The organism is Streptomyces sp. NPDC001750 (assembly GCF_042892615.1).
GTDB lineage: Bacteria > Actinomycetota > Actinomycetes > Streptomycetales > Streptomycetaceae > Streptomyces.
This window is the reverse complement of sequence record NZ_JBIAUE010000017.1, coordinates 22,951-35,565: the sequence shown is the minus strand read 5'-3', so window position 1 is coordinate 35,565 and position 12,615 is coordinate 22,951. Positions and strand designations below refer to the sequence as shown.

Below are 12,615 nucleotides of genomic sequence, written 5' to 3'. Positions count from 1 at the left end.
GAGTAGGAGCTTGAAGATTAAAGAACTCTTCCTTCTCAAAGAGACTTCTAGAAGACATACCTTGAGCAGCAGCGGATGGGGAGTGCCATGACTGTCACCGCGGAGCGGATGCCCGCCCTCTATCTCTCTCACGGTGCGCCACCGCTGGCCGACGACCCGGTCTGGCCCGGCGAACTGGCCGCCTGGTCCGCCGGGCTGCCCCGGCCCCGCGCGATCCTGATGGCCTCCGCGCATTGGGAGGAGGCGCCGCTCGCCCTCGGCGCGACGGAGACGATCCCGCTCGTCTACGACTTCTGGGGCTTCCCGGAGCACTACTACCGGGTGCGGTACGCCGCTCCGGGCGCGCCGGAGCTGGCGGAGGACGTGCGCAAGCTGTTGCGGCGCGCCGGTACGCCGGTCCAGGACATGCCCGATCGCGGGCTCGACCACGGCGCGTACGTACCGCTGGTGGAGATGTTCCCGGACGCCGACATCCCCGTGCTCCAGATCTCCCTGCCGACGCTGGACCCGCGCAAGCTCATGGACATCGGGCGCAGGCTGGCGCCCCTGCGTGACCAGGGCGTCCTGATCGTCGGCAGCGGCTTCTTCACCCACAACCTCGCCGCTCTGCGTCATGCGGGCGGTGTCCCCGGCTGGTCGGCGGAGTTCGACGACTGGGGAGACCGGGCGCTCAGGGCGCAGGACGTCGATGCGCTGCTGGACTTCGAGCACAAGTCCCCGGCCGGGCAGCTGGCGCACCCGCGCACCGAGCACTTCGCGCCGCTCTTCGTGACGCTCGGCGCCGCGGAGGGCGAGCTCGACCGGGGCCGCAGTGTCATCGACGGGTTCTGGATGGGGCTCGCGAAGCGCTCGGTGCAGTTCGGCTGAGGCCGTGGGGCCCGCGGGGCTCATGGCCCTCATGGCCCCCATAAGGCTCACGGGGCCTGCGGGTCTCGTGGGACTCATAGGGCTCACGGGTCTCGCGGCGCTTGTGGGTGTCATCCGGATCGCCGCATCGGGTGCGTCAGGTGTGTCACGTGCGTCACGTGTCTCAGAGGGCCGGTGGGATCAGTTCGACCGCGCTGAGCGCGGCGCGCAGCGCCGTGGCGTCACCCCGTCCAGCGTGGTGTCGGCGAACTCGATGGCGTGATCGTCCCCGTGCGCCGCCGCCCGCGCGAATACTTCCTCGGCTGACGAGAACGAGGACAGGGGCGAGAACGAGGACAAGGGCGAGGGTGAGGGCGGGGGCGAGAACTCGGGGGAACCGGGTCCGACAATCCGGAATCAGCCGACAATGCGGATATCCCGAGCAACCGGGAGGCGGTGCGGGCCGTCTTTCGAACGGGAACGAAAACGCGACAGCCGCTGTTCGGGTGTGAAGAGGTCCGTAATCGAATGTGACCACGGTCTCACGAGCCTTATGGCCGCAGATGTCCGCGAGTGTCGCCAGATCGCGTTCGATACCCGGTCTGACCTGCACTTCTTTTTGATCGTCGGGCACGCTCGTCCCTTCGCGGCGAGACAGGGTACTGCATGATCACGAAATTGAATGCCGGGCATGGGAATTCTGTCCTGATTCCAGTCGTTGTTTCCATCGGATGCAGGGCACCCGAGAGGGTGTCGCGACCTACTCAGCAAGGGAGCTCGCATGGCAACCCGTGCCGTCGCCCGTCGTTCGTCCTCCACCGGTGGGACCAACCGGGCAAGCAGTGTTCGCGCGGCGGGCGGAGAGATCGCCGATCGCGACCTGGTCGGCATGTACCTGGACGAGATCGCGCGTACGCCGCTGCTCGACGCCGCCAGGGAGGTCGAGCTGTCCCAGGCCGTCGAGGCCGGTGTCTACGCCCGGCAGATACTCGACGGCGAGGTGGAGAGCGAAGCCGGCGGGGCCACGCGCGAGGAGCTGGAGGCGCTGGTCGCCGAGGGCGAGCGTGCCAAGGACGTGTTCATCCGTTCCAACCTCCGCCTGGTGGTCGCTGTCGCCCGTCGTTATCCCCGGGCCGGGCTGCCCCTGCTCGACCTGATCCAGGAAGGGAACGCGGGCCTCGTGCGCGCGGTCGAGAAGTTCGACTACGCCAAGGGCTTCAAGTTCTCCACGTACGCGACGTGGTGGATCCGCCAGGCCATCACCCGTTCCATAGCCGACCAGTCCCGCACGATCCGGCTCCCCGTCCACCTGGTGGAGGAGCTCGGGCGGATCCGCCGCGTGCAGCGCGAGTTCAACCGCGAGCACGGGCGCGAGCCGGAGCACACGGAGATAGCCGCCGAGCTGGACTCCACGCCGGAGCGCGTGAGCGACGTCCTGGACTGGGCCCGCGACCCCGTCAGCCTCAACATGTCCGTGGACGACGAGGGCGAGACGCAGTTCGGTGATCTGCTGGAGGACACCTCCGCGGTGTCGCCCGAGCAGTCGGTCATGACGCTGCTGCGCAGCGAGGAGCTGGACGACCTGATCGGCAAGCTCGACCACCGCACCGCGTCCATCATCCGCATGCGGTACGGCATCGAGGACGGCCGCGAGCGGACTCTCACCGAGGTGGGCAAGCAGCACGGCCTGACCCGCGAGCGGATCCGCCAGATCGAGAAGCACGCGCTGCTCGAACTGAAGCGAATGGCCCGCGACACGGGTTTTGACGCCGCGGCGTGAGGGTTTGTCCAGTAACCTCCGAAACGGGTCGCCTCGCGTGACCCCCGGTCGTCGCCTCGCGCGACGCCCCGGTCTCCGTCTCGCATGAGGTCGTGAGGCCCTGAGCGTCGCTCCGCGCGATGCCCCCGAGCTGAGTCCCGGCGCCCACCCCCCCTGGCGCCGGGGCTCATTCCTTTGCGTCGACCGGCCCGGCGGCGGGCCCTGCCGTGGCGCGCGTGGCGCGGTTCAGCCGGGCGCTCAGGTCGCTCAGGTGCGTTACCAGTGCCGCAGGCTCATGAACGGTGAACTCGCAGTCCACCAGGGCCAGTCGGAGGGCCACCCACTCCAACGAGTCCGTCAGTGTCGCCCGCAGCCGACAGTCGTTCCCGCCGGTCGGTTCCAACGGGCGGAACGAGGACGGCAGCCGGGCCGCCACGAACTCCGCCGGGGCCGCGAAGCTCACCTCGACCGTCAGCTCGGGCTGCCGCCGGGTGATGGAGCCGCTGAGGAACTCCGCCGCGTCCCCCGTCGGCAGCTCGCGCGGGGTGAACCGGGCTCCGGTCGCGAACGGCTCGCTGATTCGGTCGACGCGGAACGTACGCCAGTCCGCGCGCCCCAGGTCGTACGCGACGAGGTACCAGCGCCACCCCGCGCTCACCAGCCGGTACGGCTCGGCCTCGCGCCGCGTCTCGGCTCCGTCGCCCGCGCGGTAGGCGAACCGCAGCCGCTCCCGCCCGGTGACCGCCGACGCCATCACCGTCAGCGTGCGCGGATCGATCGTCGAGCCGTCGCCCCGGGTCAGCGGCACCGTGGCGTTCTGCAGGGTCGAGACCCGGTGCCGCAGCCGCGCCGGCAGCACCTGTTCCAGCTTCGCCAGCGCCCGCACGGACGCCTCGTCGACCCCCTCGATGGCGTGCCCGGCCCCCGCCCGCAGCCCCACCGCTATGGCCACGGCCTCCTCGTCGTCGAGCAGTAGCGGCGGCATGGCGGTGCCCGCGACCAGCCGGTATCCGCCGATCGAACCGCGCGTGGCCTCGACCGGATAGCCGAGCTCGCGAAGGCGGTCGATGTCGCGCCGGATGGTGCGGGGGCTGACGGCGAGCCGCTCGGCGAGTTCGCTGCCCGGCCACTCGCGGGGCGTCTGGAGGAGCGACAGCAGATTCAGCAGTCGTGCCGGAGTGCTGGTCATGGGCTCACTCTCGTGTCGGATTCGGTCCGGTGCGGTCGGTCTCCCGCTCAGAGTGCCCGCACATTGGGTCATGAACTGACCTAATGGACATCTAGCTTCTTCCCATGCCTTCTTCCGCAACACCGCCGACCCCGGCCTCCGGTCCCCCGGGCGCTCCGGCATCCGCGGCCTCGGCCGCTCCGGATTCGCCCAGTGCTCCGGTCGCACCGGCCACGCCGAGTGCCCCGGCCGCGTCGGACCGGCGACGCTGGTTCGCACTCGCCATCGTGATGACCGCGGCCTTCATGGACCTGGTCGACGTCACGATCGTCAACGTCGCCATCCCGAGCATCCGGCAGGACACCGGTGCCTCGTTCAGCTCGATCCAGTGGATCACCGCCGGGTACTCCCTGGCCTTCGCGGCCGGACTGATCACCGGTGGCCGACTGGGCGACATCCACGGCCGCAAGCGGCTGTTCCTGATCGGGGTCGGCGGCTTCACGCTCGCCTCCGCGCTCTGCGGCTTCGCCGTGAGCCCGGAGATGCTGGTCGCCTCGCGCATCCTCCAGGGTGGCACCGCCGCGCTGATGGTCCCGCAGGTGCTGTCGATCGTGCACGCCACCTTCCCGGCACACGAACGCGGCAAGGTCTTCGGTCTCTTCGGCGCGATCGTCGGGCTCGGCGCGATCATGGGGCCGCTGCTGGGCGCGCTGCTCACCCAGTGGAACATCGCCGGCCTCGAATGGCGGCCGATCTTCCTGATCAATCTTCCGGTCGGTGTCGCCGCCCTCGTCCTGGGCAACAGGTTCATCACCGAGTCCAAGGCGCCGAAGGCGCTCCGGCTCGATCTGGTCGGTGTCGCCCTGGTGACCCTGGGGATGCTGATGCTGATCTACCCGCTGACCCGCGGGCGGGAGCTGGGCTGGCCGCTGTGGGGCCATGTGTCGATGGTCGGCAGCCTGCTGGTGTTCCTGGCATTGGTGCTGTTCGAGCGGGCCAAGACGCGCAGGGGCGGTTCGCCGTTGGTGGAGCTCTCGCTGTTCCGGTTCAAGAGCTTCGCGGCCGGAATCGCCGTTCAGCTGACCTTCGGCATCGGGCTCGGCATCTTCTTCCTGGTCTGGACGCTCTACATGCAGATGGGGCTCGGCTGGACCGCGCTGCGGGCGGGCCTGACCGGCGTGCCGTTCTCGGTCGCCGTCTCGTGCGCCGCCGGGGTCTCCGTGCAGAAGCTGGTGCCCCGGTTCGGTCGCAAGGTCCTTCAGGCGGGCGCGCTGCTGATGATCGCCGGTCTGCTTCTCTACATGGCTGAGTCCGAGCGGTACGGGATGGGCATCACGTCCTGGCAGATGGTGCCGCCCCTGGTGGTCATGGGCCTCGGCATGGGCCTGATCGTGGCCCCGCTGACGGATGCGGTGCTGTCCGAGGTGCCGAGGGAGCACTCCGGATCGGCCTCCGGCCTCATCAGCACCGTTCAGCAGATGGGCAACGCGCTCGGGCTCGGGCTGGTCGCGGTCGTCTTCTTCGGCTCGATGGGGGACCGGCTGGCACCGCAGGAGGTGGGACCGGCCTTCGCGGAGGCGTTCCGGCACTCGCTGTGGTGGGTGATCGGAGTGCTCGCGCTGATCGTGCTGGTGATGTTCGCGCTGCCCGCGCGCCCGAAGCAGCACGTGGAGGGCGGTGGTGACGAGGCCGTGAACGGCGACCTCGCGGGCGGGGGAGCCGCAGGTGGCGCGGATGTCGGTGTCGGAACCCACGCCGATGCCGGTACCACTGCCGGTGCCGGGAATCGGACCGATGGCGGCGCCGCACCCGGGGCCGACGCCGCGTCGGACAGGAAGCCCGCGCTGCTGCCGTGAGGTCCTGAAGCCGGGGGACCGGATGGTGCCCGCGCCCTACGGGGTGCGGGCACCATTTCGTGCGCCGTCCATCCGGCCCCGGAGCCTCGGCCGAGGCTCCGGGGCCGGGGCTGGGCGCTGGGCCGGGGCGTCCGTTCCTCGCCCGGTCAGCAGATGCGCGTACGGCTCTCCATGGCGCCGCGCGCGGAGTCCTCGTCGGTGTACACCTCGCACATGTGGCGGCCGTCGGGCGTGGCCGTGTGCTCGACCTCCCACAGGCTCGTCTCGCTGCCGTCCAGGAGGAGGAAGGCGTGCTCGTACAGCGTGAACCCGGCGTTCCGCCCGCCCACTTGGCACTGGCGGCCGAAGACCTGGGTGATGTGGTGGGCGAAGGCGGCACGCAGCTGCCGGGCGGTTTCCTCGCCGGGGCCGTCGTTGTTCTCCGCGCGGCGCAGCACGCGGCGGGCGTGGTCGGCGGAGTTGTCCGGGGCGTACGTCCGGGGCATCGGGGCCGGGGGAGCCGCCATCAGGACCGTGAGCGTGTCCAGATCGGTCTGCGGCCCGTCGTCCCCGAACAGCGGGACGTCCCCGAGACCGCCGGCCAGCCGGGCGGCGGCGACCTGGGCATCGGCCTCGTCGTCGTACAACTCGTGGTGGCGGAACTCGGGTTCTGTCCGGGAGCGCGGGTCCGTCGCACCCCGCGGACCTGTGTGCACCAGCTCCCACAGCGAGAGGGTGGTGCCGTCGGACAGCAGATACGTGTGCCGGTAGGTCTCCCGATGGAGCACGGAACTGTGGTGCGAGGAGTGCAGGGAACTGCTGTGGGCGAGCGCGGTACCGAGTCTTTCGACCGTACTGTCGGGCAGGTCGAAAGAGTTGAGTGCCCGTCGCAGGAGTCGCTCGAGGTGTTGCTCGGTTGTCTCGTACGGATCGCTCAAGGTGCTGTCTCCAGGCCGTTGCCGCGTGTTACTTGATGCGTGCTTAACGTAGTCCCTGGGTCCGACATCGTGACCGGGGTTCAGGAAAACGATTGGCGCGCGGGGATAGTTCCTGGTGGTTCGTCCGAACTTCCCTTCCCCGCAGGGGAGTCGAGGCCGGGCGGGTGTGCGAGGGCGGGCACGCGACGGCGACGGACGCGCAAGGGCGGCGGGCACGTGACGGTGGCAGACACGTGACGGCGCGGGCCAACGACGGCGACGGACCCACAACAGGGCCGACTCATGACGGCGGTCGACTCACTACGGCGGCCGAGCGAGACGGCTGCGGGGCGGTCGTCCGCGCTCATACGGGCGGCCGGGGCTCGCCGTAGAGATCGCTGTACGAGGGATGGCCGGTGCCGAGGTGGCGGCCCATGGTCCCCCGCGCCGCCCGGACAGCCTTCACGACGGCACGGGTCAGACAGTCCGCACCGGCCGCCAGCAGCTCGTTGAGAGCGACCGGGTTCCGCGGGTCGAGCGGCCGGGCACCGGTGGCCAGTGTGAAAACGGTGTCCCCGTCGGTCAGCAGGTGCACGGGACGTATGGCGCGCGCCAGACCGTCGTGCGCGGTACCCGCGAGCTTCTGCGCCTGGGCCCGGGTGAGATCGGCGTCCGTACCGACGACCGCGAGCGTGGTGTTGAGCGGAGGGGCCGCATCGGCCTCCCGGACCTCGGCCAGGCGCCGCAGCGCCGCGCGATGGACCTCGGGCGCAGGGACCGCCGGTGGTTCGGCGGCGCCGTACTCCCCGTAGAGCACGCCCGTACGCGGGTCGACCACCGAACCTGCGGCGTTCACCACGACGAGCGCGCCCACCGTGATCCCGGACGCCAGCCGCACGCTCGCCGTGCCCACCCCGCCCTTGAACTGCCCGGCGACCGCACCCGTACCGGCGCCGACGCACCCCTCGGGGACCGGCGCGCCCGGCTCCGTACCAGCCGCGTCCTCCACCGCCGCGCGTCCGGTCGAGGCATCAGGACGGGCCCGCCAGTCACCTCCCCGTCCCAGGTCGAAGAGGCACGCGGCCGGCACCACCGGCACCACCTGCGCCGGATCGGGGCCGACGCGCACCCCGCGCCCCCGTTCCTCCAGCCAGGCCATCACGCCGGACGCCGCGTCCAGCCCATACGCGCTGCCGCCCGTCAGGACGATGGCATCGACGCGCTGCACCAGATTGCGCGGATCGAGCGCATCCGTCTCCCGGGTGCCGGGACCACCGCCGCGCACGTCGACGGCCGCGGTCGCGCCGCCCTCGGGGGCGAGGACGACCGTGGTGCCGCTCAGCGCGCCCGCGCCCGCCACCCGCGCATGGCCGACGCGCAGCCCGGCGACATCGGTCAGGGCGTCGAGCACCCCGCTGTCGGCCGGACCGCTTCCGGCCGGTCCGTTTCCGAACGGTTCGCTTCCGGATGGTTCGCTTCCGGCCGGTCCGTTTTCCGCGGGGCCGGTTCCGGGCGCGCCGGTGTCGAAGATGCTGCGCTCCGCCGGGCCGGTCGGGGCGGTGCCTGGCCGCTGCGGGCCCCCGGCCGCGGGTTCCCGCCGTTCCTGTGGATCTTCCGCCGTCACCGCACGCTCCCTGTCCTCGGCCCCACCGATGGTCCCCTCATAGTCTTCCGATCGCCCTCACGTGCCCGTCACCGTCCATCCGTCGACCGCTCACTGCGCCGGGGCGGCCCGCCGGGACAGCAGTTCTCCCGCGGCCACGGTCGCCGCCGCCACCAGCCCGGCCGCGAACACCGCCCACGCCCCGGCGAACGTGCAGGCCAGGATCGCCAGCGCGGCCGCGGGTAGCGACAACTGCTCCGCGAGATCCCGCTTGAAGTGACGGGCGTGCAGGGCCCACACCGCCAGGAAGAAGATCGCGGACGGCACCGTGACCGCGCCGGCGGCCACCGTGTCCGAGACATGGGCCTTGCCCACGGCCTCCTCCGCCGCGACCTCGATGCCCGCGCCGATCGCCGCCGCGGAACCGAAGACGAGGTAGTGCCCGTACCCCCAGACGAACGCTTCCCTGCTGCCGTGAAGGTAGTCGTGGATCGGGACGGCGAAGTAGATCCACCAGGCGGAGAAGACGATCAGCAGCCCACCCGCGGTGAGCGGCAGCAGATCATCGAGCGCGTCGTGCTCGGCCATCGCCTCCTGGACCGCGACCGTGGCCGCCGCGATCGTTTCGCCCAGCACGATGATCGTGAACAGGCCGTAGCGCTCGCCGATGTGGTGGGCATGCCAGTCCGTCGCGCGGTCGCGTTCGGCGATCGCCGGGACCGACAGCTCCGCCAGCACGAGCACGACGAACACGGCGGCACGCAGGCCTCCCTTGTTCTCCGTCAGGAACAGCATGCCGATCCAGCCCAGTTGCACCACGGTGATGCCCACCGCGTACCGCAGCGCGACGCGGCGCTCGGCGCCCCGGGTGCTGTGGGCGGCTCGTAGCCACTGGCTGGTCATGGCGAGTCGCATCACGACGTAGCCCGCGACGCCGACCGTCCAGTCGCCCGAGTCGAAGGCGCGCGGCACCCCGGAGGCGAAGACGAGCACACCGGCGATCTGGACGAACGTGACCACGCGGTACAACACGTCGTCGGTGTCGTAGGCCGAGGCGAACCAGGAAAAGTTGACCCAGGCCCACCAGATCGCGAAGAAGACGGCCGCGTAGCTGACGACTCCGGTGACGGCATGACCCTCGGAGACGGCGTGCAGCAGCCGCCTGCCCGCCTGGGCCACGGCGACGACGAAGCAGAGGTCGAAGAGGAGTTCCAGCGGGGTCGACGCGCGATGTATCTCGGTGCGGCTGCGAGCAGTCATCTTGGGCATGGGGAACAGCACACCAGACGGGAGCGGATGGGCTGCGGGCGGCATGCCGGAGGACGGGCCCGCGCCCGGACCGTGAGCCGCGCCCCGGACGGACGAGTGCCTCACCCCGCCGAACCGTGAAACAGGACCAACCATTGCATATGTCCCTACGGTGGCGAGGTGGCCGAGCCACCAGACGACCTCGAGGCGGCAGGACGGCACGCTCCCGGCGCCCGCACGGCTCCCCCGGGGCCGGGGCATCCGGCGGCCCCACGGCCTCCGGCTTTCCGGAGGCCGGTGGAGGACCCGAGGGGGCCAGGTCCGCGGCAGGGGGCACGGCCGGGAGACCCGCGGGGCGGAGGTCCGCCGCGTCCCGGGGTTCCGGGTCCCGCTCCGTCACCGCCCGTGCGACCGCTGCGGGCGTCCTCGTCTCCGCCCTGCTGGTCCTCGCGATCGGGTTCGGCCGCCGGCTTCTGGAGGACTTCGACTCCGCACTCCTCCCGTACGCCGGCCACCGTCTTCCTCGCCTTCGGCGTCGCCCACCGCTACACGGTCTGGATCTCCGCGCCCGGCGCGGTCACCGCAGGCCCGCCGCCCCGCACACTGCCCAAGGTGGTGCTCGTCGAGGAGGACGACGGTGGTATCCGGGCGGTCGGCACGACCCGCTCGGGCGAGAGCGTCGAACAGGGGCTGTGCCGAGTGCTGTCCGCCGACCACCCGGACATCGCTTCTCGTATCGGCTGCCCAGCGGCGAAGGACGGGAGAGCGGAGGCACCCCGGGCCGAGGCGCCCGGAACATCCGAGAACCATGGCGGAGCGGGGGCCGCCTGGAGCGGTGGGACCGCCAGGAGCGGTGGGATTGCCTGGAGCGGTGGAGGTGCGGGCGAGGCCGGGGCACCCGAGGCGTTCGAGATCTTCGGGAAGGGCGCCGGATCCGGGTGGCGGGCATTCGGGCTGCGGACATGAGCAGCGCACAGCATCCCGCGGGCGGCCAGGGGCCTCCCGAGCGCCCGGTATACCACCCCCCGGCAGTGCTCGCCCCGAACTCAACCGCCCTGTCCACCAGCGCTATCCACAGATCCGTGCCACCAGCGGCTACGGCGACCCGCGCGTCCGGCACACCGGCCCCGCTCCGGGTGGGGGAACTGAACAGCAACCCGAACGGTCCTCGAAGCTGACGGCTCGGCTGATCCTGGCGATGACCGTGGTCGTGGGGCAGCTCTGGGGGCTGAACGTGGTCGTCGACGCGTGGATGGAGGACGACACCGGTTCTGCCTGGTGGGGCGCCAGCTTTCTCTGTCTGTCGTTCCTCGTGACGCTCGGGCTGTGGAGGCTCGCACCGGAGGATCGCTGACCGCCGCCGTACCCTGGAGACATGAGCACCGCCCCCGCCCCCGGCCCGCGTGATTCGAAGCCGTCGCAGCCGGATCAGCCGAATCCGAGACCGGCTCTGGTCTTCGACGATCCGTTGGACCAGCAGTCCGCGGACGATACGGACCGAGGGTGGGGCGAGCGGGCCCCGGCCGGTGGTGGCGCCGCCGATCTGGCGCGCTTCCTGGATGAGAAGCCGCCCCACCACATCTGAGCCCCCCGCTCGGGCGTGGGCCGACGACGCTGCCGCCGGTGTTTGTGCCGTGTGCCCCGCTACCGGCCCTGGTTCTCGCCGGAATCCTCCCCATGAGCTCCGCCCGTCGGGCCGCCGCGCTGCGAGACAAGGGCGTCGCGGATCTCCTTCAGGACCTCCAGCTCGCTTACCTCCAGCGTTTCCTGCACGCCCTCCTTCGCCGCCTGCATGGCCGCCCGCCTGGCCAGGTACTTGGCCATGGGCAGCACCATCAAGAAGTAGACGACGGCCGCGGTGATCAAGAAGCTGAGGGTGGCGCTGAGCACCGAACCCCACAGGATCCGGATGCCCTCGACGGCCTCGCCCGTCTTCGGGTCCGTGACGCAGGGGCCCTTGAGGCAGGAGCTGTAGCTCTCCAGGTCCTTGGTGCCGAACGCGCCGACCAGTGGGCTGATGACCCCTTTGACGACCGAGTTCACGATCTGGGTGAACGCGGCACCGATGACGACGGCGACCGCCAGGTCGATCACATTGCCACGCAGTAGGAAGGCTTTGAACCCTTCCAGTACGCCGACCTTCTTCTCGCTCACGGGTGAGCCTTCCTTCGCGTGTGCCGTTGATGGAGCAGACTCCTCCGAAATTTACGACAATATGCACAAGAAACACCCGATTGGCGCCTTTAGTTCGGCCGTGGTGTCGATGGTTCGCGCGAATCAGCACAGGACCACCGCCAGCCTGGTCGAGATTCCGGCACCGGCCAGCGATGCGGCCGTGCTCCGGGGGACGGACAGCACGATCAACGCACCGTCCTCCGCGAGACCTTCGGCGGGTCCTTGTGGCACGTCCGCCACGAGCGCGCCCTTCGCCAGGACCCGGACCCCGTCCAGGCCTTCGCCCCGGCTTCCGTCGCGGTCTTCGTCCCGGGTCCCGTCCCGGTCTTCCGGTCTCCCGACGGCGACGACGTCGACGCGGTCCCCCGGCCGTAACAGGCGCACCGTCCCCGCGTCAGCGATCCGCACCGGGGCGGACACCAACGGGGCCGGCCTGCGGACCCGTTCCGGCGCGACCCCGGCCGTTCCTCCCGCGCCTGCTCCGACGCCCTGCGCGGCGTCGCCGTTCATGCCGCCTCCGCCCAGTCCCGTCGCCGCCAACGCGGCGGCCGTCAAGGCGAGCCCGGCGGCCAGGGCATGACGTCGCCGCCACAACGCCCGCCGCAGTCGACGCGCACCGCCTCCGCCCACCCGCAATGGCTCGAACGCCGGTACGCCGCAGGGCGGCGGAGCGGACGCCGGGGGCCCCGGAGCGGGGACGGCCGGGGAAGCCTGGGAAACCGTGGGCGACCCAGGAGCCGGAGCCGGCGCGGACGGTGCGGACGGCGTCGACGAGGCGGCCGACGTGTGCGGCCCGGGCGACGGCAAGGGAGACACCGACGGCGGCAGGCGCTGGTACGACGGGATATTCCGCGCCGAAGAAAACGACGAGGGAAAAGGGGGCGGAATCGACGAGGGAAAAGGCGAGGGGAACGAGGACGGGAACGGCGAAGGGACTGAGGACGGGAACGGTGAAGGGACTGAGGACGGGAACGGTGAAGGGAACAAGGACGGGCGCATGGCCAACACCACCTACTGAGAGGAGTTCCGGACGAACACCCCTCACGATCCACAGCCAGCGAACT

12 protein-coding genes and 1 pseudogene are annotated in these 12,615 nt (G+C 70.9%); 7 read left to right on the top strand and 6 right to left on the bottom strand.

Annotation, left to right across the window (positions count from 1 at the left end; translation table 11 throughout):
• Nucleotides 1-87 precede the first annotated feature (87 nt).
• On the top strand, nucleotides 88-867 hold the full coding sequence (locus tag ACFYY6_RS24480; protein WP_389195132.1) for a dioxygenase: 780 nt from the start codon (nucleotides 88-90) through the stop codon (nucleotides 865-867).
• 760 nt (nucleotides 868-1,627) lie between these two features.
• Nucleotides 1,628-2,626: a sigma-70 family RNA polymerase sigma factor gene (locus ACFYY6_RS24475; protein ID WP_351520644.1), complete on the top strand. Its 999-nt coding sequence runs from the start codon at nucleotides 1,628-1,630 to the stop codon at nucleotides 2,624-2,626.
• 166 nt (nucleotides 2,627-2,792) lie between these two features.
• On the opposite strand, the gene ACFYY6_RS24470 is transcribed toward ACFYY6_RS24475, so the two are convergent.
• A complete protein-coding gene (locus ACFYY6_RS24470; RefSeq protein WP_351520642.1) occupies nucleotides 2,793-3,794 on the bottom strand; it encodes a YafY family protein in 1,002 nt (333 codons plus the stop codon).
• Between the two features lie 104 nt (nucleotides 3,795-3,898).
• On the opposite strand from ACFYY6_RS24470, the gene ACFYY6_RS24465 reads away from it, so the two are divergent.
• Nucleotides 3,899-5,629, top strand: coding sequence for an MFS transporter (locus tag ACFYY6_RS24465; protein WP_389195129.1), 1,731 nt, complete (start codon nucleotides 3,899-3,901; stop codon nucleotides 5,627-5,629).
• 146 nt (nucleotides 5,630-5,775) lie between these two features.
• Here the strand turns inward: ACFYY6_RS24465 and ACFYY6_RS24460 are convergent, their stop codons facing one another.
• From ACFYY6_RS24460 to ACFYY6_RS24450, 3 genes are all read right to left on the bottom strand, one after another.
• Complete coding sequence (locus ACFYY6_RS24460; protein ID WP_351520640.1) at nucleotides 5,776-6,546, bottom strand: DUF6227 family protein; 771 nt, start codon at nucleotides 6,544-6,546, stop codon at nucleotides 5,776-5,778.
• Between the two features lie 343 nt (nucleotides 6,547-6,889).
• Entirely contained in the window at nucleotides 6,890-7,936 is a 1,047-nt protein-coding gene (locus ACFYY6_RS24455; protein ID WP_386606980.1) for a P1 family peptidase, read from the bottom strand.
• Between the two features lie 303 nt (nucleotides 7,937-8,239).
• Nucleotides 8,240-9,442, bottom strand: a complete 1,203-nt coding sequence (locus ACFYY6_RS24450; RefSeq protein WP_389195126.1) for a low temperature requirement protein A — start codon at nucleotides 9,440-9,442, stop codon at nucleotides 8,240-8,242.
• Between the two features lie 339 nt (nucleotides 9,443-9,781).
• Between ACFYY6_RS24450 and ACFYY6_RS24445 the strand changes: the two genes are divergently transcribed.
• The 3 genes and pseudogenes from ACFYY6_RS24445 (at nucleotide 9,782) to ACFYY6_RS24435 (ending at nucleotide 10,961) form a co-directional block, all read left to right on the top strand.
• Nucleotides 9,782-10,342, top strand: a complete 561-nt coding sequence (locus ACFYY6_RS24445) for a hypothetical protein (RefSeq protein WP_389195123.1) — start codon at nucleotides 9,782-9,784, stop codon at nucleotides 10,340-10,342.
• A pseudogene (locus tag ACFYY6_RS24440) lies at nucleotides 10,339-10,730 on the top strand (hypothetical protein). Before ACFYY6_RS24445 ends, ACFYY6_RS24440 begins: the two are co-directional and overlap by 4 nt.
• 21 nt (nucleotides 10,731-10,751) lie before the next feature.
• Complete coding sequence (locus tag ACFYY6_RS24435) at nucleotides 10,752-10,961, top strand: hypothetical protein (RefSeq protein ID WP_351624041.1); 210 nt, start codon at nucleotides 10,752-10,754, stop codon at nucleotides 10,959-10,961.
• 59 nt (nucleotides 10,962-11,020) lie between these two features.
• Here ACFYY6_RS24435 and ACFYY6_RS24430 read toward each other — a convergent pair whose 3' ends face one another.
• Together ACFYY6_RS24430 and ACFYY6_RS24425 are read right to left on the bottom strand one after the other, a co-directional pair.
• On the bottom strand, nucleotides 11,021-11,530 hold the full coding sequence (locus ACFYY6_RS24430; protein ID WP_389195120.1) for an MscL family protein: 510 nt from the start codon (nucleotides 11,528-11,530) through the stop codon (nucleotides 11,021-11,023).
• A 123-nt stretch (nucleotides 11,531-11,653) separates the two neighbouring features.
• On the bottom strand, nucleotides 11,654-12,187 hold the full coding sequence (locus ACFYY6_RS24425) for an RcpC/CpaB family pilus assembly protein (protein ID WP_386606781.1): 534 nt from the start codon (nucleotides 12,185-12,187) through the stop codon (nucleotides 11,654-11,656).
• An 85-nt stretch (nucleotides 12,188-12,272) separates the two neighbouring features.
• Here ACFYY6_RS24425 and ACFYY6_RS24420 point away from each other — a divergent pair, with 85 nt between their 5' ends.
• A complete protein-coding gene (locus ACFYY6_RS24420) occupies nucleotides 12,273-12,569 on the top strand; it encodes a hypothetical protein (protein ID WP_351520632.1) in 297 nt (98 codons plus the stop codon).
• Nucleotides 12,570-12,615 lie beyond the last annotated feature (46 nt).

What these genes read in the sequence shown, in the direction of transcription:
- ACFYY6_RS24435 (WP_351624041.1), top strand. Translation starts at nt 10,752, where the DNA reads ATGAGCACCGCCCCCGCCCCCGGCCCGCGTGATTCGAAGCCGTCGCAG.
- ACFYY6_RS24470 (WP_351520642.1), bottom strand. Translation starts at nt 3,794, where the DNA reads ATGACCAGCACTCCGGCACGACTGCTGAATCTGCTGTCGCTCCTCCAG.
- ACFYY6_RS24465 (WP_389195129.1), top strand. Translation starts at nt 3,899, where the DNA reads ATGCCTTCTTCCGCAACACCGCCGACCCCGGCCTCCGGTCCCCCGGGC.
- ACFYY6_RS24475 (WP_351520644.1), top strand. Translation starts at nt 1,628, where the DNA reads ATGGCAACCCGTGCCGTCGCCCGTCGTTCGTCCTCCACCGGTGGGACC.
- ACFYY6_RS24480 (WP_389195132.1), top strand. Translation starts at nt 88, where the DNA reads ATGACTGTCACCGCGGAGCGGATGCCCGCCCTCTATCTCTCTCACGGT.
- ACFYY6_RS24450 (WP_389195126.1), bottom strand. Translation starts at nt 9,442, where the DNA reads ATGCCGCCCGCAGCCCATCCGCTCCCGTCTGGTGTGCTGTTCCCCATG.